Here is an 18,956-nt window from a genome sequence, read left to right as displayed (position 1 = left end):
ACGACGGTGAGGCCCGTCCCCTTCGGGGGGCGGGCCTCATGCGTGTCCGCGAACCCGTGTCCGCGAACCCGTGTCCGCGGATGTGCGTACGCGGCCGGTTCGCGGGGGTGTGCTACGGCGTGATCGCGATGTTGGTCAGCCCCTTGCCGCCGGTGACGGTGTTGCTGCTGTGGACCGTGGTCGGACAGTCGGCGGCGAAGTTCGTGACGTTGATGGCGATCCGCTTGTCGCCCGTGGAACCCGTCAGGTCCGAGGCGTTGTCGCGGAAGACGGTGCCGCAGCCCCAGCCGTTCTGCTGGGTGTGCGTCTCGTAGCCGTTGTTCGTCGTGCGGGAGCCCCTGTTGCCCTCGACCAGGACGTCGTTGCCCTTCACATCGACCCAGGAGTCGTCGTAATTGGCGCCGGTCAGTCCGCTGCCGTCGAAGGTGTTGCCGATGATCCTCGCCCCGGTGGTGCCCTCCTTGATGTCGACGTTCTCGCCGCCTACCCCCGGACCTATCGTGTTGTTCACGATCTGGACCCCGTCGCTCCGGTCGGAGAGGTCACCGGCCGTGCCGACGTAGACGCCTTCGCCCATGCCGCGGCCGTTGTGTCCGGTGTCGTGGATCCGTGAGTTCCTGATGACGCCGTCCCTGCTGGACCTGCGGAAGTGGACGCCCTCCATGTCCAGGTCGTGCACGGTCACGGAATCGATCACGACATGGGTGGCGGCGTCGGCCATGATGCCCTTCTGGCCGCCGGTGACGGTGATGCCCAGGACGGTCCAGTAGGAGGCGCCGTCGAGATGCAGACCGTAGCCCCCACCGGCGGTCAGCACAGCGTCGGCGGAGCCGGTGAGGGTGATCCTGGCGGACGCGGTGCCGGGCACGGTCGCCTTGAAGTTGCCGCGGTAGCTGCCGTCGGCGAGCCGGATCGTGTCCCCCGGCGCCGCGGCGGCGAGGGCGGACTTGAGCTGGGCGGCGGTGCTCACATCGATCACGGTGGCGCCGATCACGGCGGCGTCGGCCGGGGCGGCGGTGGCGGGGACGAGGGCGGGGCCGCCGGTGGTGAGGAGTGCGGAGGTCAGCAGCGCGGGGAGCAGGGCGCGGATGCGCATGGGGGGCCTTTCCCGTCGGAGGAGTTCGGGAGACGCCCGGTTCGTGACGCTCCCGTACCTGAACAGCGGTGTTCTCGTACGTGAACGGGGGCGAGTCCCTGAACTCGCTGCCGAGTGACGGTAGGGACGCCCCGCGAGCGTGTCAAGGTACGGACCAGTGCGCGGGGCGGGATGTGCGTCGACGGCCGGGACGGGCGGGAACGGAGCCGACCGGCCTGGCGGTGAAGGAACGGCGGCCCGCGTCCGCCGCCCAAGTCCCCACGCGGGCGGGGGGAAGTGGCGGGACATGCGTACCCCTCGCCGCCGGGTCCGGTCCACGGGGCGCCGGGCAACCCGTGAACTCGGCATTCGAGCAGGCGAGTTCGTCGACGCGAGGTCAACGTGGTGATCACCGTCCCGTCGTCGCGCGCATGTTCCGGCGGTGCGGTGCGGGGTTCGCCCCGGCGCGCAGAGCGGGACGGCCCCGTGGGCCCGCCCTCTCGCATAGGTTGCTGGCATGAACCGTCGGGCGTGGGGGCACGTTCCGGGAATGCCCGTGCCCCGCCGGACGTTCTTGTGCAGGAACACGAGGAGGAGCGGTAACCGTGCCTGATCCGCAGAGTTTGTACGAATGGGAGCCGAAGGGGCTGGCCGTCGTCGACATGGCGCTGGCCCAGGAGTCGGCCGGCCTGGTCATGCTCTACCACTTCGACGGATACATCGACGCGGGCGAGACCGGCGAGCAGATCGTCGACGGCCTGCTGGGAACGCTGCCGCACCAGGTCGTCGCCCGATTCGACCACGACCGGCTGGTGGACTACCGCGCGCGGCGTCCGCTGCTGACCTTCCGCCGCGACCGCTGGACGGCCTACGAGACCCCGGCGCTGGAGGTCCGGGTCGTCCAGGACGCCACGGGAGCCCCCTTCCTGCTGCTCTCCGGGCCGGAGCCGGACGTGGAGTGGGAGCGTTTCGCCGCCGCCGTCGAGCAGATCGTCGAGCGCCTCGGTGTCCGCCTCGCGGTCAACTTCCACGGCATTCCGATGGGCGTCCCGCACACCCGACCCGTCGGCATCACCCCGCACGGCAACCGTACGGACCTGATGCCCGGGCACCGCAGCCCGTTCGACGAGGCGCAGGTTCCGGGCTCCGCGGCGGCGCTTGTCGAATACCGGCTGATGGAGGCGGGACACGACGTCCTCGGAGTCGCCGCCCATGTGCCGCACTACGTCGCCCGCTCCGCCTACCCGGACGCGGCGCTCACCGCTCTGGAGGCGGTCACGGCCGCGACCGGCCTGGTCCTGCCGGCCGTCGCCCACACCCTGCGCACGGAGGCCCATCGCACCCAGACCGAGATCGAGCGGCAGATCGGCCAGGGGGACGAGGAGCTCGTCTCGCTCGTCGAGGGGCTTGAGCACCAGTACGACGCGGTCGCGGGCTCCGAGACCCGGGGCAACCTGGTCGCCGAGCCGGTCGACCTGCCGTCCGCCGACGAGATCGGCCTCGAATTCGAGCGGTTCCTCGCGGAGCGCGAGGGAGATGTCTGAATGCTGAAGGTGGGGCTGACCGGTGGGATCGGCGCCGGCAAGAGCGAAGTGTCACGGCTGCTCGTCGGTCACGGGGCCGTGCTGATCGACGCGGACCGGATCGCGCGCGAGGTCGTCGAGCCGGGCACGCCCGGGCTCGCGGCCGTCGTCGAGGCGTTCGGCACCGATGTCCTCACCGCCGAGGGAGCTCTGGACCGGCCGAAACTCGGCTCGATCGTCTTCTCCGACCCCGAGCGGCTCGCCGTCCTCAATGCGATCGTGCATCCGCTGGTCGGTGCCCGTTCCGCCGAACTCGAACGGGCCGCGGGCGAGGACGCGATCGTCGTCCACGACGTGCCCCTCCTCACCGAGAACGGCCTCGCACCGCTCTACGACCTGGTCGTCGTGGTCGACGCCGGTCCGGGGACCCAGCTCGACCGGCTCGTCCGGCTGCGCGGCATGACCGAGTCCGAGGCCCGTGCCCGGATGTCGGCACAGGCGACCCGGGAGGAGCGGCGTGCCGTGGCCGATCTGATCGTCGACAACGACGGCCCGTTGGCGGAACTGGAACCGCAGGTGCGCGCGGTGTGGGCGGAACTGACACGGCGGGCCGGGGCCCGCCGCTGACGGACCGTCCGCCCGATGGAATCCGGGCGCGGGCTCCGGGCGCCGGAATACCGGGCCGCTGCCCCGTGTTGACGCTCCGGAGGCGAAGGGAAGGTGCCACGTGTCCGAGAGATCCCCGGAAACGAATGTGATCGACTTCCGTGCCGCGGAACGTCTGCTGGCCGCACGCGACCCACGGGGCGCGGTCAAACTGCTGGATTCGGTGATCGCGGCCCATCCGGAGAACACCGCGGCCCGTCTGCTGCGTGCCCGCGCGTTCTTCGCCGCCGCCCAACTGCGTCCCGCCGAGCTTGAGTTCGAACTCGTTCTGGAGCGTGAACCGGACAACGCCTTCGCGCACTTCGCGCTCGCCCGCACCTTCGAGCGCTCCGGCCGTTCCGATCGGGCCTCTCGCCACTTCCGGCTGGCCGCCGCCCTCGACCCGAAGCCGGAGTATCTGAGGGCGGCCCGCTTCCGCGCGGCGGACTGACCGCTTCCGGGGTCGTCCGCGGATCGGCACGGGCCGGATCAGTGGCCGTACCTGCCGTATCTGTCATACCTGCCGTACCCGTCGTGTCCGCCGTGATCGGGTTCGTACGGTGGGATGTCGCGGCCCGGCTGGTAGTGCGGGCCCTGGTGGATGTGGTGGATGATCACCGCGAGGTCCACGAGGGCCAGCAGGAGGAGCAGCCCGCAGGCGGCGGCCCAGCCGGGGTGGTCGGTCAGGGTGAAGACCGTCAGGCCGAAGACCGCCCAGGCCAGCCCCCATAGACTCAGGCAGAGCCGCAGTCGCAGGGGACTGCGGGCCGTCGTCGGTTCGTTACCGGTACGCATGGCGATCGCCTCACCTACCAGGATGGACCCACGACGGTGTTTTGGGGACATGGGTACATGTCGACATCGAGTCGAGGGGATCGTACGTGAACGGCGCATCGTGGGAGGACCGCACAGACCGCAGGGCGCGGGTGCGGGGTTGTCTGCTGGGCGGGGCGATCGGGGATGCCCTGGGCAATCCGGTGGAGTTCCTCTCGCTCGCCGGTATCCGGCGCGCGCAGGGGGAGTACGGGGTGCGGGGACTGCTCCCGGACGACCAGGGGGTCGTCGGCCGGGTCACCGACGACACCCAGATGACCCTGTTCACGGCCGAAGGGCTGATCAGGGCCCATGCCCGGGCGGCGGCGAAGGGGATCGGCGGCGCCGAGACCGGGATCGTGCGCAATGCCTATCTGCGCTGGCTGGACACGCAGAACCACCCCGCCCCGCCGGTGCGCGGTGGCGACGACCAGGTGCGGACCGGCTGGCTCCGGCGGCAGCCCTGGCTGTACGCGCGCCGGGCCCCCGGCAATGCCTGCCTGACCGGCCTCGCGACCGGTCACGTCCCGGAACCGGTGGGGCGGCTCGGAGCTCCCGGTCCCGTGAACACCGGCTCCAAGGGCTGCGGCACCGTGATGAGGTCCGCCCCGTTCGGACTCGTGGGGCGGGACGCCGAGGAGGGCTTCCGGCTCGCCTACTGGTGCGCGCAGATCACCCACGGTCATCCGACCGGCGGGTACGCGGCCGGGGCACTCGCCGCGATCATCACCCACCTCCTGGAGGGCGACTCGACGGCGGGCGCGGTCCTGCGCGCCATGGACCTGCTGGGGCGGCACCCGGGCCACGAGGAGACCACCGCGGCGCTGCGCGCGGCCGTCGATCTGGCCGCCGACGGGCGGCCCACGGCCGAGAAGGTGGAGACGCTGGGGGCGGGCTGGGTCGCCGAGGAGGCCCTGGCCATCGCCGTGTACTGCGCCCTGGCGCTGCCGGGCGCCGACCAGGTGGACGGGGCGCTGCTGCTCTCGGTCAACCACTCCGGCGACAGCGACTCGACCGGTGCGATCTGCGGCAACCTGGTCGGTGTCCGCCACGGTGACGTGCGCCTTCCGCCGTCCTGGCTGGTGGCGACCGAGGGCCGGGGCGTGATCACCGAGGTGGCCGACGACCTGTGCCTGGAGTTCGCGCACGCGGTGGACTGGCCGGACGACCGGTACCCGATGTGCTGACGGGCGGTGGCCGGCCGGCCGTCGGCGGCACGGACCGGTGGTGACGGGCCGTCAGTCGGTCAGCAGCTTGGCGCGCAGCGCGGCCACCGTCGCGTCGTCGAGCCTCAGACCCTCGCGCACATAGGTGCCGAAATCTCCGTAGAGGTGGTCCACCTCCGCGAACGCCGCGCGCAGCCAGCTCAGTTCGACGGCCTTCGGGTTGCCGGTGTACTGGTTGCTGGCGAGGTAGTCCGCCTCGACGGTCTCGCGCGGGACGCCGAGCAGGGTGAGCAGGACGGCCGTGCCCCACCCGGTGCGGTCCTTGCCGGAGCTGCAGTGGAAGACCGTGGCGCCCGAGTCGTTCGTCGCGACGGCCGTGAGCAGGTCCCGGAACGCGTAGTCGGCACCGACGAAGTTGACCATGAACGGGTAGCCGATGGACTGGCCGAGGTTGGACGATCCGGAGAACAGGCCGGCGGCGATGGCCTCGGCCAGTGTCATCAGTGCCGGGTCGTGGAAGCGGATGCCGTGGCTGAGCGACACCACGTCGGCGACCTGGTACGTCACCCCGGCCGGTACCCGGTCGGGGTCGTCGTGCCGTTCCACCGCGTTGCGCAGGTCCACGTCGAGGGTGAGCCGCTGGGAGAGCAGGCGCTGCTGCTCGGCGTCGGTCAGTTTGTCGAGCTTGTTGGAGCGGTAGACCAGGCCCGGCCGCACCCAGCGGCCGTCGGTGGTGCGGTAGCCGCCGACGTCCCGGAAGTTGCGGGCGGAGTCGATGCCGAGCGAGCGTTCGGCGACGACGAGGGGCGAGCCGCTGTCCGGTGTCAGCCGGAAGTACCAGCGTCCGGCCTCGGAGAGAGCGGTCGCGGGAACGTTCAGCGAACCGGTACCGGGGCCGCTGCCCACCGGGGTGCCGGTGGTGGCGTCGGGGGAGGTGACGGCGGTGACGGTCACCGAACCGGCCGCGGACGACCAGGAGAGGGTGTAGCCGCCGTCGGCGGCGCGCTGGGCGGTGGCCGCGGTGAACGGCACGGCGGCGGCCCGCGCGCCGGCCTCGGCGATCGTCGCCGGAGCGCCCGCCGGGGCGGCGGCGAGGGCGGGAGGGGCGAGGACCGTACCGGCGAGGAGGGCGGCCGCGACGGCTGCCTGGACGATGCGGTGCGTACGCATGGTGCTCCTTGTCTGCATCCCTGTCGGGGGTGGGGGGGTGTCAGGAGGTGGGGACGGCGGTGCACGGCGTGTTGCCGCAGACATTGATGACACGACCGGTCGTCAGGAAGGTGACCTTCTGCTGACGTGCGGCCGACGAGTTGCGGGGGTCGGAGTGCGGGTCGTGGCCGTACTCCGGTTCGGTGGGCGCGGTGTTGGTGGTCGGCGGGGACGGGGTGCCGCTGTCCCACACCGTCATCGCGGAGCCTCTGTGGGGGAGTTGGCCGCGCGCGAGAGGCCGGATGCCCCAGTACGGGACGGTGTCCGGGCTGCGGCCCGGGGCGAGGGCGGGGGTGAGCAGCCGGGCGCCGATGGTGCGTGCCTCCACGTCGGCCGCCGCGTTCGCGACCTGGTGGTCCCCGTACGCGATGTGCATCAGCACCTGGTGGTGGTCGGTGAGGTGGTTCGCGTATCCGTCGGTCTCGCCGCGGTCCCACACCATCTGGAAGAGCTGGAGGACGATCTGCTGCCGCAGCCGGTCCGGGTAGGACTGGTCAAGGACCTGCTGGAACGGCGCGAAGTCGGCGCTGCGGTTGAGGAGCAGGCCGTAGTTCATGCCGGTGACGCCGAGGACCCCGCGCCGGATGTCGGGCGAGACGGCCAGCAGGGCGCCGCCCAGGATTCCGCCCTGGCTGTTCCCGTCGTACGCGACGCCGTGCCGGACGTCGAGGAGCGGGCGTCCGGTGTCGTCGCGGAAGGCGGCGTCGGCGGTCAGCCCGCGGGGGTGGATCAGGGCGCGGGCGAGGAAGAGGGCGTTCAGCATGCCCTGTTCGGTGCGTTCCGGGACGGCGGGGAAGAGGTTCGGGTCCGCGAGCGCGCCGAGCACCACGGGGATGTCCTCCTCGGCCATCCCGATCCAGTCCGTCGCGCAGAAGGTGAAGTCGCCTTCCGCCGCCATCGCCCTGACGTTGCCCGCGCCGACCTCGGAGCGTCGGCCGAGGAGGCCGTGCCCGTAGAGGGAGGGCCGGGAGGGGGTACGGAACGCGGCGCGCGGTATCTCGCAGCGGAACGTCGCGATTTGGGTGTTCCGCGGGAGCCGCCGGGGTGTTCCGTCGCGTCCCCGGTGCAGGACCGACCCGGGCGGGCCGCCGGGCCGGTCCAGGTAGCCGGGCACGCGGATCCGGCCGGTCACCTCCCGGGCGATCCTCGGGTCCTGTTCGGCGGTGAGGTCCGTGACGTCGGTGATGTCGACATCGGGAGCACGGTCACCGAGACGGCGGAACGCGTCGTCGCGGAGGGCGAGGAGATCGCCGGTGAGGCTGCGGGTGCTCGCGACGGTGAAGTCCCAGGCGAGGTACAGGCCCTCGGACCGCACCCCGGCCCCGCGCAGCGCGGCGAGCGCCGGGCGCAGTTGGCGCTGGCGGGCGTGCAGCGGATGACCGGGCGGGAGCGGCTTCCCGGCGACGGCGGCGAACGGTGCGGCGGCCGGGATCGTGTGTCCCGCACTGTCCTTCGGCCGCCGCAGGGCCACGGCGTAGTGGTGACCGTCGCGGAAGTTGCGGGCGGGGTGGATGAGCAGCGCCCGGCGGGCCGGATCGGTGGCGTTGGCGTCGAGTTCGGCCCAGTACGGCCAGCGCTCACCGGTCCCGGTGTCGAGGAGGACGACGGGCGCGTCCGGCGCGAGGGAGCGGCCGATGTCGGTGAGCGGGGCCGCGCCGGTCGCCACCGGGTCGATGCCGGGTACCTGGGCGATCAGGGTGGAGCCGGGGGAGAAGCCGTCGGACCGGTTCCAGGCCGTCGGATCGATGGCGCCGCCGGTCGTGGCGCGCGGGAGGTCGGTGGTGCCGAAGGCGACCCGGCGGCCGGTGTCGGTGCCGGGGTCGGGCCGGGTGTACCAGTCGTTCGGGAACGGCAGCAGGCATTCGGCCGCTGCCAGCGGGTCGCAGCCCGGCGTGTGCGGTGCGGCGGCCCGGGCCGGGGGCGCGGACGGGACGAGCACGGCGGCGGCGCAGAGCGCCGCCGCCAGCCCGTGCAGCAGTCGCTGCCGCAACGGGGTTCAGCTCCCCTGGATGTGCGCGCCGATGATGGCCGCGTAGTTCGCCTCGCCGTCCCGGTTGGGGTGCAGCGGGGCGGCGACCGAGGTCGGGACGTACCCCTCGACCCACTTGTCCGACGGTGCCTGGCAGGAGTCGTGGCCCTTGCTGGGCGTGGCCAGGTCGATGTACTCGGCGCCGTGCGCGGCGCTCTGCTCGGCGATCGTCGTGTTCATCCGGTCGACGCTGCCCTGCAGGAAGTCGGCGTCCACCGGGAGCACCGGCTGCGCCGGCCAGCAGCCGCCGGGCTTGATGTAGAGGCCGTAGCCCGTCACGACCACCCGGGCCTGCGGCGAACGCTGGTGGATGGTGTCCAGCACGGCCCCCAGCTTCGGCGCGAACTCCGCGATGCGCTGCGCCACCTGGTCCACGCCGCCCTCGTTGTACTTCTCCTTGCACGGGGTGGCGTTCGGGTCGAGGGTGCTGCACTTCTGCGCGATGCCGACCAGACCTGCGTCGTTGCCGCCGATGGTCAGCGTCACCAGGTCGGTGTCCGGGCGGAGCGCGTCGAACTGGGGCGGGGCCGAACCCATCGGGATGTCGAGCAGCGAGAGCGACTGCTTCTCGGTCATGTGCTTCGACGCGGCGCCGCTGCACGTGACGTCGGTGAGCGACGCGCCCAGCCGATCGGCGAGTTCGTGCGGGTAGTTGTGCGTCGACCGTCCGCAGGCCACCGGCCCGGTGATGCCCGGGATGAGCGGCCCGGAGGCCATCGAATCGCCGAGCGCCACATAGGAAATGGTGTCATCGGCGGCGGCGGACGCGGGAACCGCGCCGGTCCCCAGGGCCAGTCCGGCCAGGGCGAGCGCGCCCAACACTGTTCTGACGGGGCGACGGAAAGCCTTGTTCTGCTGCTGGTTCACAGAATCCTCCGGCGGTGGGGGGGAGGTGTGGCATGGCGTGTGACGCCGGTCATCATGCAGACTCAGGTGCCGTCGTTTAACTGGTGGGTAACGCAGACTTCCGCGGGGGAACTTGTGACGCGTGACAATCGGCGGCCGGTCGGGGCGGACGAGCGGGGTGACTGCGGACGGCCGGTGCCCGGGCCACTGGCCATCGCGGGACGGCCGGTCGCCCCGTACCTGCGCGCCCGCGTCCCCGCCCTGACGGGCAGGGTCGTCGCCAGGCTCCTCGCCGATCTGCCCGTCTACGCCGATCTGCCCCGTGAGGAGATCTCCGGCGACATCGCCGACATCGTCCAGCACAACCTGCGGCTCTTCGCCGATGTCGTCGAGTACCGCCGTCCCGCCACCGAGGCCGAACTCGCCCAGCAGCGTGACTCCGCCGCGCAGCGTGCCGAGGAGGGCGTCCCGCTCGACGCGATCCTCACGGCCTATCAGGTCGGCACGGCCATGTGCTGGCAGGAGACGGCGAAGGGGGCACTGCCCGGTGACCTCCCCGCGGTGCTGGAGATCATGGAGCGCATCATGGTGCTCCAGCGCCAGTTGACGTCCGCCGTCAGCAACGCCTATCTGGAGGCCCACCGGATCCTCGACAGCCAGGAACACGACGGACGGCACGCCCTGCTGTCCGCCCTGCTGGCCGGTGAGTCGCTGGACCGCTTCACCCGCGCCACCGGGCCCCGGCCGGCCGCGCGCTACCTCGCGCTGACGCTGGCCCTGGCGCCGCACCCGGACGAACAGGGGCAGTCGCCGGGGCCGGGCGCCGGTGTCGCGGCCCGCCGCAAGATCCGCCGGGTCCGTTCCGTCCTCGACCGATTCGCCGGTGCGCCGGTGCTCACCGCCCTCGACACGTCCGGCGGTACGGTGCTGCTGCCCGCCCCCGAACCGCTGCCGTGGCACGGCCCGGACGGTCTGTGCGCCCTTGTCGACGAGGCGGCCCGTGCCGCGGGGGTTCCCGTCTCCGCCGCGGCGGAGACCGCCGAGCCGGAGGCAGTTCCGGCCGCCGTGGCCCGGAACACCGAGATCGTGGACCTGGTGGCCCGCACCGGCCGGCCGCCCGGCCTGTACCGGCTTGCCGACGTCCTGCTGGAATACCAGCTCAGCCGGCCCAGCGAGGCGTTGCACGGGCTGGCGCAGTTACTGGCGCCGCTGGAGGCGAAACCCGAACTGCTGCAGACGCTGGAGACGTATCTGGAGCTCGGCCTGGACCGGCGGACCACCGCGGCGGCCCTGCACATCCACCCCAACACCGTCGACTACCGCATCCGTCGCATCGACCGGCTGACGGGCCTCTCCCCGTCTCGTCCGGCCGATCTGCAGCACATCAGCGCGGCACTGGTCGCCCGTCACTCGTTGTGACGATCGGTGCGCGTGCGGGAACGGGCACGGAGAGTGGTTCGTTGGGCCGTACATGAGCGAACTGCGGGTGCGAGAAGGGTATGCGGGGACGGGACCCGGTGCGATCACGCCGGACGGCTGCGCGGTCGAGTTGTACCGGAGGCTGGGCGTCGGCGACGAGCCCGAGGTGATCGCGTCGGGCGTGCCCGCCGGGGCAAGTGTTCTGGAGCTGGGCTGCGGGGTGGGGCGGGTGACCCATCCGCTGATCGAGCGCGGCTTCGCCGTCACCGCCGTGGACGAGTCGGCGCGGATGCTGGAGCACGTGAGAGGCGCCCGCACCGTCCGCAGTTCCATCGAGACGCTGGACCTCGGCGAGGAGAGGTTCGACGTGGTGGTGCTGGCGTCGCTGCTGGTGCACGCCCCTGAGCACCGGGTGCGCGACGGCATGCTGCGTGCCTGCCGGAAGCACGTCGAGGACGACGGGGTCGTGCTCATCCAGCGCGAACGATTCGGGCCGCGTCCCGAGTTGCCGAGGGAGCGGACCGACCCCGGTGGCTGCGTCATCCGGTTCGTCTCGGCCGAGCCGGTGGGCGACGGGGTGGATTCCATGTACGTCGAGTACGTCTTCGACGACGCGCGATGGACCCAGACGTTCCTGACCAGGAATCTGCCGCAGGAAGAGTTCGAGAGCTACCTGGACGCCGCGGGTCTGGCCGTGGACCGCTACCTGCCGGGCGACGGGATATGGGTCCGGGCCGTGCCGAAGCAGACGGGGAGGGGACGGAGGGAATCAGCCGGGGGCCGCGGCGCGTAGGGCTGCGCGGACCGGACGGCGCCGCCCCGGTACGTGCGCCGGGTGCTGGGGCCGGGTACGGGCGCCGATGCGGGCGTGCGTCCGGACGTGCGTCCGGGCGTGCGGCGGGGGCGTGCGTCCGGGCGTGCGGCGGGGGCGTGTGTTCTGCCGGAGTGCGACCGCCTCCGGGCGCGCGCGGTGTCGTCCGACGGGCCCTTGGCGGATACGGTGGACGACGATGTGCTCGATCGTTCGAAGGGGGATCGATGGAAGCCGAGTTGGTGGCTCTGGCGGCGTCGGGGGCGACGACGCTGGTGCAGCAGATGGTGAGCGATTCATGGGGGCAGGCCCGTGAACGGCTGGCGGCCTTCTTCACGCGCCGTGGAGCGACGCCCGAGGAGGAGGCGGCGCTGACCGGCGAGCTGCAGGCCTCGCGCGACGAACTGGCCGCGGCCCGAAGCGCGGGCGACGGCACGCTCGCGGACGACGTCGAGGCCGAGTGGCGGGCCAGGCTGCGCCGGAGGCTCGCGGCCGATCCGCGGGCCGCGGACGAACTCCGAGCCATACTCGCCGAGTTGGCGCCCGGAGAGGATGCCCGGCGTGTGGGAGAGGTGCACAACACGATCAGCGGAACGGCCCACATCGAAGGCCCGGTGGTCCAAACGGCGGTGGCCGGTTCCATCAGTTTCGGCACCGAGCGCTGACCGGGGCGGGCAGGGGCCGGACCCCGGACCGACGCGTGCCCGAGGGGGCGCCGGGCCGCACGGCGCCGGGCCCCCTCGGCCGTACCGGCCGGGCTGTTCCCCGGTTGTCCGGACCGGCCTGTTCCTCGGCCGTACGGGCCGGGTGTCAGTGGACCGTGGTGAAGCTGCGCCAGGGCAGCTCCCGGGTTCCGTTGACATCGCTGAGCGTGGTCGCGAGGTAGGTCGTGCCCGGCCCGGTGCAGTCGGGTGTCCGGTACAGGATGATGTCGATCAGGGTGCCGTTCTCCACTGCCTTGGCGCCCGCCGGGGCGAGCCGGTGACAGCCCTTCACCGGCGGACTGTGCACCGTGATCACGGCATTCCGTTCGGTCGTGTACGTGACAGGTCCGACCGCGGTCCGGCCGAGTCCGGAACAGCCCGCGACGGTAAGGGCCAGGCACGCGGTCGCGGCTGCGACGCGAAGACGTCGGCGACGGTGATCGATCACAGGCATGGGCGGGGTCCTCGTCTGTCTCGTCCGGCTCGTTCGTCGGCTCGCCCCGTCCGCACCCGGGCATGACGCGGTGACGCGAGCGCCAGCACGCGGCTCGTGTGCCGCCATCGGGCGCCCACGTCCATGTGCCACCACCAGATGTCCACGTCATGGAGACGCGCGCGCCGGGAGGTCGCGCCGACGTCCGTCACCCTGCCCGTTGCCCGGCGTCGCGGCATCCGCTGTGCGGCCGGGCGGGCGACAACGCGTACGGAAACCGCGTGAGCGCGTACGGCGACCGGGTGAAACGCGTGCGGCGAACGCGCCGTGCGAACACGTAGGGGCCTTCGCGCGGGGCGCACGGGGGTCCGTGCGCGGCGGATCCGCCGTTCGCCTTCGTGCCGGGAAGTATCGTTCGCCTTCATATCGGGAGGTATTGGGCATACCGTGGTATCAGCGACTGATTGATTTCCATGGTGCAGGTGTTTCCGGTGTGTAGGGGGCCGTCATGGTCCAGGAGCTCGTGATCGCGATAGTGGTGGCGGTGGCGGCGGGTGCGCTGTACCTGGCCGCGGCGGCCAAGGTCGTCAAGCAGTACGAGCGGGGCGTCGTGCTGAGGCTCGGGAGGCTCCGCGACGACGTGCGCGGCCCCGGGTTCACCATGGTCGTCCCCGGAATCGAACGACTGCGCAAGGTCAACATGCAGATCGTGACGATGCCGGTGCCCGCGCAGGACGGCATCACCCGGGACAACGTGACGGTGCGGGTGGACGCCGTCATCTACTTCAAGGTGGTGGACGCGGCGAGCGCGGTGATCCAGGTGGAGGACTACCGGTTCGCGGTGTCGCAGATGGCACAGACCTCACTGCGGTCGATCATCGGCAAGAGTGATCTGGACGACCTGTTGTCCAACCGCGAGAAGCTGAACCAGGGCCTGGAACTGATGATCGACAGCCCGGCGGTCGGATGGGGCGTGCAGATCGATCGGGTGGAGATCAAGGACGTCTCGCTGCCGGAGACGATGAAACGCTCCATGGCGCGTCAGGCCGAGGCCGACCGCGAGCGCCGAGCCCGGGTGATCAACGCGGACGCCGAACTCCAGGCGTCGAAGAAGCTCGCGGAGGCGGCGGGCGAGATGTCGTCCCAGCCGGCCGCGCTCCAGCTCCGTCTGCTGCAGACGGTGGTCGCGGTCGCGGCCGAGAAGAACTCCACACTGGTGCTTCCGTTCCCCGTGGAGCTGCTCCGCTTCCTGGAGAGGGCGCAGCAGACCGCGCCGTCCGAGGCGGCACAGCCGCAGCAGGCGATCCGGCCGCCGCAGCCCGGTGCGGGGGCGCCGCGCACCGCTCCCACCCGGCGAGCCGCGCAGCCGCAGGACCGCCCGCGCCCGCGCCCGCCGCAGCGTCCGGCCGGGGCGGCCGCCACGCCCGCCGCGGTGTCCGAACCGGCGCCCGCGGCAGCGTCGGCCGCGACGCCCTCGGACGAACGGCCGGGTTCCTCTCGCGTGAAGCCGTTCGCCCACCACTGACCCGGGAGCCCCGCGCCCGACGACTGGCCCGGGACACCCGCGCCCGACGCGAAATGCTCCGACCCGACCGGCCCCCGACCGGCCCCCGACCGGCCCCCGACCGGCCCCCGACCGGGGGCCGTGGTGGTGCTCGGGAACACGGCGACGAGGGTTCATGGGTTCGGCCGCAGAGGTCTCGCGCAATGTGGTGATGTCACCTCTGACCTGCTGAAACGTAGGCGTGAGGGAGTGGTTGTCAGACCCGCCGCCTAGACTCGCCGGAGTCATGACGATCAGGTCGGTCCGAGGAGACCGGAGCGGGAGGGGAGGGAACCGATGGCCACGGAACGGCACCAGTGGGATGCGTCCGCCGTCCGTCTTCTCGGCTGTGCCGCCGTCTTTCTGCCCGCCCCCCTGCCGAGGGACGGACAGGTCGCCTTCTGGGACCCCGACGGCGCCCCGCTCCCGGAACCCGGTCACTTCCGAGGCCCTCTCGTGGTGCCCGGGAGCGACCGCGTCGCGGGTTCCGGGAACACGGCCCCCGGAGCCGCCGTCCAGGAGATCACCGTCGTCCGCAGGTACGGACAGGGGGGCGGGGTCCGCCGAGGCACGGCGCACGCCGTGCTGCTGCCCGTGGCCGACGCGCTGCCCCTGCTGGCCCACGCCTGGCACCTGCGATCCGCGCATCCCGCCACCCGCTGCTGGGGAGCCGCCGCGCTCCAGGCGCTCAACCTGGCGGCGCGCGGCAGGCTGCTCCCCGGTCTGACGGGCGACGACCTCGACGCCTGGCGGGCCGGTCCGCGCGATGCCGAGGACGTCGCCCATCTCCGGGCGATCGCCGCCGCCCTGCCCGCCGAGGGGTACGCGGTTCCGCTTCCCGGCCGCACGCCGCTCCAGGTACCCGATCCGGAATGGCTGCTCGGATCGTTCCTCGACGCCGTGGCGGACACCCTGCCCCGTACCCCCGCCGCCGCGTACGCGAGGGGGGCGCCCTTCGCGGCCCGGGAGGCCCAGCACCTCCCGGGAGCCCGTGACTGGGCGATCGAGGTCGCGGCGGGTCTCGACGCCGGGGTGAAGATCTCGCTGCGCCTCGATCTCTCCGCGTACGAACTCTTCGACACGGCAGACAGCGGTGACAGTGGTGATGACGGCGACACGGCGGACGTCCGCGACGGCACGCCCGGCGCCCACGACCGTCCACACGATTCGGATGGCCCCGAAGCCGACGACGAGAGCGCGGTCGACGAGGCCGTTCCCGCACCGGCCGCGGACGCCCGTCGTGGCGCCGCTCGGCACGCCGCCGCCGCCATCACCCAGGTGCACAGCCTGGCCGATCCGACCTACGTCGTCGACGCCGCCGCGCTCTGGCACGGCGGAGCGGGGGAGCCGTTCGGTCCGCGGGCAAGGATCGACGCCGTCCTCGCACTGCGCCGCGCCGCTCGTGTCTGGGCACCGTTGGAACGTTTGTTGGAACAGCCGGTTCCCGATGTGCTCGCGCTCGGCGAGGACGAGCTGTACGAACTGCTGAGCGATGCCGGGACCCGGCTGGCCGCGGCCGGAGTCCGCGTCCACTGGCCCAGGGAGCTCGTCCGGTCCCTCACCGCCACCGCCGTCGTGCGGTCCGCGCCCGGCTCGGCCACGGACGGTACCCCGTTCTTCGACACCGAGCAGCTCTTCGCCTTTGACTGGCAGTTGTCGCTGGGCGACGAACAGCTCACCGAGCAGGAGATGGACGCTCTCGCGGAGGCCCACCGCCCGGTGGTGCGCCTGCGCGACCAGTGGGTCGTCGTCGACCCCGCGCTCGTCCGCAAGGCACGCAAGCGGGAGCTCGGCCTGCTGGATCCTGTCGATGCCCTGGCGGTCGCGCTGACCGGGAGCGCCGAGGTGGACGGCGAACAGGTCGAAGCGGTGCCGGTCGGGGCGTTGGCGTCCCTGCGGACCCGCATCACCGCCGACACCACGGCCATCGCCCCGCCGCCCGGTCTTCACGCCACACTCCGCGACTACCAGCTCCACGGCCTGGCCTGGCTCGACCGGATGACCTCCCTCGGCCTCGGCGGCTGCCTCGCCGACGACATGGGACTGGGCAAGACGATCACCCTCATCGCCCTGCACCTGCGCCGTGCCCGTCCAGCGCCCACTCTGGTCATCTGTCCCGCCTCCCTCCTCGGCAACTGGCACCGGGAGATCAACCGCTTCGCTCCCGGCGTTCCCGTGCGCCGCTTCCACGGCACCGACCGCACCCTGGCCGAGCCCGACGGCGGCTTCGTCCTCACCACCTACGGCACGATGCGTTCCAGTGCGGCACGGCTGGCCGATCACGACTGGGGGCTGATCGTCGCCGACGAGGCCCAGCACGTGAAGAACCCGCACTCCTCCACGGCCAAGGCGCTGCGCACCATTCCGGCCCCGGCCAGGGTGGCGCTCACCGGCACCCCCGTGGAGAACAACCTCTCCGAGCTGTGGGCTCTGCTCGACTGGACCACGCCCGGACTGCTGGGGCCTCTCAAGGCGTTCCGGGCCCGCCACGCCCGGATCGTCGAGAGCACCGGGACGGCGGCCGGGCTCGGCAACGACGACGCGGTCGAACGGCTCTCCCGTCTGGTCCGGCCCTTCCTCCTGCGCCGCAAGAAGTCCGACCCGGGCATCGCACCCGAACTGCCGCCCAAGACGGAGACCGACCACCCCGTCTTCCTCACCCGTGAGCAGGCCACGCTCTACGAGGCGGCGGTCCGCGAAACGATGGCGCTCATCGAAGCCTCGGAAGGCATCGCCCGGCGCGGGCTGGTCATGAAGCTGCTCGCCTCCCTCAAGCAGATCTGCAACCATCCCGCGCAGTATCTGAAGGAGGAACCCACCCGCCTCGCGGGCCGGTCGGGGAAGCTCGCCCTGCTCGACGAGCTCCTCGACACGATCCTCGCCGAGGACGGCTCCGTTCTCATCTTCACCCAGTACGTGACGATGGCCCGGCTCCTCTCCGCCCATCTCGCCTCGCGCGCCGTCCCCTCCCAACTCCTGCACGGCGGCACGCCGGTGGCCGAGCGGGAGCGACTGGTGGACCGCTTCCAGTCGGGTGAGGTCCCGGTGTTCCTGCTCTCCCTCAAGGCGGCGGGCACCGGGCTGAACCTCACCCGTGCCGCGCACGTCATCCACTACGACCGCTGGTGGAACCCCGCCGTCGAGGAGCAGGCCACGGACCGGGCGTACCGCATCGGCCAGACCCAGCCCGTGCAAGTGCACCGGCTGATCGCGGAGGGCACGGTCGAGGACCGGATCGGCGAGCTGCTGGCGGCCAAGCGGGTCCTGGCCGACGCCGTCCTGGGCACCGGCGAGACCGCGCTGACCGAGCTCAGCGACAGCGACCTGGCCGACCTCGTCTCGCTCCGGAGGCCGGCATGACATCTCGCCCCGAGCCCGGTCCGCACCCGGGCCGCGACGTCCGCCCCGGGTTTCCCCCGCACACCGGCCGCGATCACGGAGCCGCCGTGCGCCCGCGGCCCGGCCCCGATGACCTGCGCCGCACGTTCGAGGCCGTGCCGCCCCGCACCTCCAGGGACGACGAACCCTTCGCGGACAGCTGGTGGGGACGGGCCTGGGTGGCCGCTCTGGAGGCCCTGTCCATGGACGGCGGGCGGCTCGCCCGGGGCCGTGCGTACGCCGACAGCGGGAAGGTCGCCGCGATCACCGTCACGCCGGGCCGGGTCCTCGCCTACGTCCACGGCAGCCGCCCGCGCCCCTACCGTGCCGAACTGCGCCTGAGGCCGCTCACCGACCCGGACTGGAACACCTTCCTTGACGCGATCGCCGCCCACCCCGGGCACCTCGCCGCACTGCTCGGCAAGGAGATGCCCCACTCGCTGGTGGGCACGGCGAACGAGGCCGGCATCGGACTGCTGCCCGCCGGCGACGACCTCGACCCCGGCTGTTCCTGCCCCGACCACGGTCGGCCCTGCAAGCACGTGGCCGCCCTCTGCTACCAGATGGCCCGGCTCCTGGACACCGACCCGTTCGTCCTGCTGCTGCTCCGCGGCCGGGGCGAGCGCGAACTCCTCGAAGAGCTGGGCCGCCGCAACGCCGCGCACGAGGCACGGGAGCGTCCGGCCGCCCCCGCGACCCCCTCGGTACCGGCCCGCGAGGCCCTTGCCGACCGCTACCTTCCGCCGCTCCCCGCCCCGCTCCCGGTCCAGCAGTATCCCGGGGAGCCGCCCTCGTACCCGAGTCTGCCCGGCGCCCGCGACCCGCTCGCCCTCGACCACCTCGCCACGGACGCGGCGGCCCGTGCGCACACACTCCTCACCACCGGCCGTGACCCGCTCGCCGGCCTCACCGCCTGGCAGGACGCGGTGCGACTTGCCGCGTCCCGCCCCACCGCCGGGCTCACGGCGACCACCCGCGCCCTGTACCGCGAACTCGCGTATGCCACCGGCCGTACCCCCACCGACCTGGCCCGGGCCGTCGCAGCCTGGCGTCAGGGCGGTGCCGAGGGACTCGCCGTCCTCGAAATACCCTGGGATCCGCCGGCGGGCCCCTTCGACCGGGCCCGCCCCGCGCTCGCGGCGGCCGACTTCCCGCGATTCCACCCGTGGCGCAACCACCTCACACACCCCGACGGTACGTTCCAGCTCCGCTTCGGCCACGACGGCCGCTGGTACGGCTACGAATCCGAACCGGGGGAGGACGACTGGTGGCCCCGTGCCGCACCCGACACCGACCCGGTGGGCGCCCTCATGGAGCTCGTCGGAAGCTGAATCCCGCGGCTCCGCCCGGCCCGGCCCGGCG

16 protein-coding genes are annotated in these 18,956 nt (G+C 72.5%); 10 read left to right on the top strand and 6 right to left on the bottom strand.

The window, feature by feature from the left end; genetic code table 11:
• Window positions 1–112: 112 nt before the first annotated feature.
• The gene (locus tag ACF1CT_RS15280; RefSeq protein ID WP_391784292.1) at window positions 113–1,096 is read right to left on the bottom strand and encodes a right-handed parallel beta-helix repeat-containing protein; all 984 of its coding nucleotides are present in this window, start codon (window positions 1,094–1,096) and stop codon (window positions 113–115) included.
• 584 nt (window positions 1,097–1,680) lie between these two features.
• On the opposite strand from ACF1CT_RS15280, the gene ACF1CT_RS15275 reads away from it, so the two are divergent.
• From ACF1CT_RS15275 to ACF1CT_RS15265, 3 genes are all read left to right on the top strand, one after another.
• Window positions 1,681–2,619 carry a PAC2 family protein gene (locus ACF1CT_RS15275; protein WP_391784291.1) on the top strand — a complete coding sequence of 313 codons (939 nt, stop codon included), beginning with the start codon at window positions 1,681–1,683 and terminating at the stop codon, window positions 2,617–2,619.
• On the top strand, window positions 2,620–3,225 hold the full coding sequence (gene coaE, locus ACF1CT_RS15270; protein ID WP_391784290.1) for a dephospho-CoA kinase: 606 nt from the start codon (window positions 2,620–2,622) through the stop codon (window positions 3,223–3,225). It begins immediately after the preceding gene.
• Window positions 3,226–3,325: 100 nt separating this feature from the next.
• Window positions 3,326–3,694 (top strand): tetratricopeptide repeat protein, encoded by a 369-nt coding sequence (locus ACF1CT_RS15265; protein ID WP_391784289.1) that lies wholly within the window; start codon window positions 3,326–3,328, stop codon window positions 3,692–3,694.
• A 38-nt stretch (window positions 3,695–3,732) separates the two neighbouring features.
• On the opposite strand, the gene ACF1CT_RS15260 is transcribed toward ACF1CT_RS15265, so the two are convergent.
• Entirely contained in the window at window positions 3,733–4,038 is a 306-nt protein-coding gene (locus tag ACF1CT_RS15260; protein ID WP_391784288.1) for a DUF6343 family protein, read from the bottom strand.
• Window positions 4,039–4,124: 86 nt separating this feature from the next.
• Here ACF1CT_RS15260 and ACF1CT_RS15255 point away from each other — a divergent pair, with 86 nt between their 5' ends.
• Window positions 4,125–5,243 carry an ADP-ribosylglycohydrolase family protein gene (locus ACF1CT_RS15255; RefSeq protein ID WP_391784287.1) on the top strand — a complete coding sequence of 373 codons (1,119 nt, stop codon included), beginning with the start codon at window positions 4,125–4,127 and terminating at the stop codon, window positions 5,241–5,243.
• A 51-nt stretch (window positions 5,244–5,294) separates the two neighbouring features.
• Here the strand turns inward: ACF1CT_RS15255 and ACF1CT_RS15250 are convergent, their stop codons facing one another.
• Genes ACF1CT_RS15250 through ACF1CT_RS15240 form a run of 3 tightly spaced genes read right to left on the bottom strand, consistent with a single transcriptional unit; the run spans window position 5,295 to window position 9,327 of the window.
• Window positions 5,295–6,392 (bottom strand): tyrosine-protein phosphatase, encoded by a 1,098-nt coding sequence (locus ACF1CT_RS15250; RefSeq protein WP_391784286.1) that lies wholly within the window; start codon window positions 6,390–6,392, stop codon window positions 5,295–5,297.
• A 40-nt stretch (window positions 6,393–6,432) separates the two neighbouring features.
• Window positions 6,433–8,421 (bottom strand): hypothetical protein, encoded by a 1,989-nt coding sequence (locus ACF1CT_RS15245; RefSeq protein ID WP_391784285.1) that lies wholly within the window; start codon window positions 8,419–8,421, stop codon window positions 6,433–6,435.
• A gap of 6 nt (window positions 8,422–8,427) precedes the next feature.
• Window positions 8,428–9,327 (bottom strand): SGNH/GDSL hydrolase family protein, encoded by a 900-nt coding sequence (locus ACF1CT_RS15240; RefSeq protein WP_391784284.1) that lies wholly within the window; start codon window positions 9,325–9,327, stop codon window positions 8,428–8,430.
• Between the two features lie 186 nt (window positions 9,328–9,513).
• Between ACF1CT_RS15240 and ACF1CT_RS15235 the strand changes: the two genes are divergently transcribed.
• From ACF1CT_RS15235 to ACF1CT_RS15225, 3 genes are all read left to right on the top strand, one after another.
• Entirely contained in the window at window positions 9,514–10,725 is a 1,212-nt protein-coding gene (locus ACF1CT_RS15235) for a PucR family transcriptional regulator (RefSeq protein WP_391784488.1), read from the top strand.
• Between the two features lie 52 nt (window positions 10,726–10,777).
• On the top strand, window positions 10,778–11,518 hold the full coding sequence (locus ACF1CT_RS15230) for a class I SAM-dependent methyltransferase (RefSeq protein ID WP_391784283.1): 741 nt from the start codon (window positions 10,778–10,780) through the stop codon (window positions 11,516–11,518).
• 245 nt (window positions 11,519–11,763) lie between these two features.
• Window positions 11,764–12,201, top strand: coding sequence for a hypothetical protein (locus tag ACF1CT_RS15225; RefSeq protein WP_391784282.1), 438 nt, complete (start codon window positions 11,764–11,766; stop codon window positions 12,199–12,201).
• 145 nt (window positions 12,202–12,346) lie between these two features.
• On the opposite strand, the gene ACF1CT_RS15220 is transcribed toward ACF1CT_RS15225, so the two are convergent.
• The gene (locus tag ACF1CT_RS15220; protein WP_391784281.1) at window positions 12,347–12,694 is read right to left on the bottom strand and encodes a hypothetical protein; all 348 of its coding nucleotides are present in this window, start codon (window positions 12,692–12,694) and stop codon (window positions 12,347–12,349) included.
• 487 nt (window positions 12,695–13,181) lie between these two features.
• Here ACF1CT_RS15220 and ACF1CT_RS15215 point away from each other — a divergent pair, with 487 nt between their 5' ends.
• The 3 genes from ACF1CT_RS15215 (at window position 13,182) to ACF1CT_RS15205 (ending at window position 18,925) form a co-directional block, all read left to right on the top strand.
• Window positions 13,182–14,198 carry a slipin family protein gene (locus ACF1CT_RS15215; RefSeq protein WP_391784280.1) on the top strand — a complete coding sequence of 339 codons (1,017 nt, stop codon included), beginning with the start codon at window positions 13,182–13,184 and terminating at the stop codon, window positions 14,196–14,198.
• Between the two features lie 315 nt (window positions 14,199–14,513).
• Complete coding sequence (locus tag ACF1CT_RS15210; RefSeq protein ID WP_391784279.1) at window positions 14,514–17,576, top strand: DEAD/DEAH box helicase; 3,063 nt, start codon at window positions 14,514–14,516, stop codon at window positions 17,574–17,576.
• A complete protein-coding gene (locus ACF1CT_RS15205) occupies window positions 17,573–18,925 on the top strand; it encodes an SWIM zinc finger family protein (RefSeq protein WP_391784278.1) in 1,353 nt (450 codons plus the stop codon). The genes ACF1CT_RS15210 and ACF1CT_RS15205 overlap by 4 nt, the downstream gene beginning before the upstream one ends.
• The last annotated feature ends 31 nt before the right edge of the window (window positions 18,926–18,956 follow it).

Source organism: Streptomyces sp. NPDC014734 (assembly GCF_043083325.1).
Lineage (GTDB): Bacteria > Actinomycetota > Actinomycetes > Streptomycetales > Streptomycetaceae > Streptomyces.
This window is presented reverse-complemented; position numbering and strand designations above follow the sequence as displayed.

Excerpts from the sequence above, each read along its gene's own strand:
- ACF1CT_RS15210 (WP_391784279.1), top strand. The coding sequence starts at position 14,514 with ATGGCCACGGAACGGCACCAGTGGGATGCGTCCGCCGTCCGTCTTCTC.
- ACF1CT_RS15205 (WP_391784278.1), top strand. The coding sequence starts at position 17,573 with ATGACATCTCGCCCCGAGCCCGGTCCGCACCCGGGCCGCGACGTCCGC.
- coaE (WP_391784290.1), top strand. The coding sequence starts at position 2,620 with ATGCTGAAGGTGGGGCTGACCGGTGGGATCGGCGCCGGCAAGAGCGAA.
- ACF1CT_RS15260 (WP_391784288.1), bottom strand. The coding sequence starts at position 4,038 with ATGCGTACCGGTAACGAACCGACGACGGCCCGCAGTCCCCTGCGACTG.
- ACF1CT_RS15280 (WP_391784292.1), bottom strand. The coding sequence starts at position 1,096 with ATGCGCATCCGCGCCCTGCTCCCCGCGCTGCTGACCTCCGCACTCCTC.
- ACF1CT_RS15225 (WP_391784282.1), top strand. The coding sequence starts at position 11,764 with ATGGAAGCCGAGTTGGTGGCTCTGGCGGCGTCGGGGGCGACGACGCTG.
- ACF1CT_RS15215 (WP_391784280.1), top strand. The coding sequence starts at position 13,182 with ATGGTCCAGGAGCTCGTGATCGCGATAGTGGTGGCGGTGGCGGCGGGT.
- ACF1CT_RS15220 (WP_391784281.1), bottom strand. The coding sequence starts at position 12,694 with ATGCCTGTGATCGATCACCGTCGCCGACGTCTTCGCGTCGCAGCCGCG.
- ACF1CT_RS15230 (WP_391784283.1), top strand. The coding sequence starts at position 10,778 with ATGAGCGAACTGCGGGTGCGAGAAGGGTATGCGGGGACGGGACCCGGT.
- ACF1CT_RS15250 (WP_391784286.1), bottom strand. The coding sequence starts at position 6,392 with ATGCGTACGCACCGCATCGTCCAGGCAGCCGTCGCGGCCGCCCTCCTC.